Origin of the sequence: Pseudomonas sp. YuFO20 (assembly GCF_035064975.1) — a bacterium.
In the GTDB taxonomy this organism is placed as follows: Bacteria; Pseudomonadota; Gammaproteobacteria; order Pseudomonadales; family Pseudomonadaceae; genus Aquipseudomonas; species Aquipseudomonas putida_AE.
Window position 1 is genome coordinate 1 of sequence record NZ_JAXDEO010000179.1, and the last position, 460, is coordinate 460.

Below are 460 nucleotides of genomic sequence, written 5' to 3' on the forward strand. Positions count from 1 at the left end.
CTCGAATATTGCATCGACCTTTCGGGCCTCTTCGCCGGCAAGCCGGCTCCTACAATGGTTTGCGCTGGTCGCCGCGGACCTGTAGGAGCCCGGCTTGCCGGCGAAGGCGTCCTCGAATATTGCATCGCACTATCGGGCCTCTTCGCTGGCAAGCCAGCTCCTACAATGGTTTGCGCTGGTCGCCGCGGACCTGTAGGAGCCCGGCTTGCCGGCGAAGGCGGCCTTGAATATTGCATCGCGCTATCGGGCCTCTTCGCTGGCAAGCCGGCTCCTACAATGATTTGCGCTGGTCGCCGCGGACCTGTAGGAGCCCGGCTTGCCGGCGAAGGCGTCCTCGAATATTGCATCGACCTTTCGGGCCTCTTCGCCGGCAAGCCGGCTCCTACAATGGTTTGCGCTGGTCGCCGCGGACCTGTAGGAGCCCGGCTTGCCGGCGAAGGCGTCCTCGAATATTGCATCG

Annotated in this window: 1 protein-coding gene; it reads right to left on the reverse strand. The window is 63.5% G+C overall.

The features are described 5' to 3' along the window. Window positions 1-240 precede the first annotated feature (240 nt). The coding region (locus SOP85_RS31145; protein ID WP_323629425.1) for a hypothetical protein at window positions 241-460 on the reverse strand (220 nt) is incomplete at its 5' end.